The organism is Alkalihalophilus lindianensis (genome assembly GCF_032843265.1).
GTDB lineage: Bacteria > Bacillota > Bacilli > Bacillales > Bacillaceae_D > Alkalihalophilus > Alkalihalophilus lindianensis.
The window spans coordinates 1-254 of the sequence record NZ_JAWJBA010000662.1; the positions used below are offsets into that span (position 1 = coordinate 1).

Below are 254 nucleotides of genomic sequence, written 5' to 3' on the forward strand. Positions count from 1 at the left end.
GGTGGATATTCCGGAAACTGTAAAATGTGTTTAATTAACAATATTTGTATTTTAATAGCGAATCAGGAAGATGGTGAAGATTATGAATTATATGATTGGGGTAGATGTTGGAGGTACATTTACTGATTTCTCATTGTATGACAAAAAAGAGAAGACTTTGGTTCATTATAAAAACAGTTCCACACCTGAAGATCCTTCTAAGGCAATCGTAAGCGGTATTTTACATCTATTAAAAGAATACTCTATTAAACCAG

At 31.9% G+C, this 254-nt stretch carries 1 protein-coding gene; it reads left to right on the plus strand.

The window, feature by feature from the left end:
• Positions 1 to 91 precede the first annotated feature (91 nt).
• Positions 92 to 254, plus strand: a 163-nt coding sequence (locus tag RYX56_RS26045; RefSeq protein WP_369293568.1) for an ROK family protein, incomplete at its 3' end; no start/stop codon positions are given.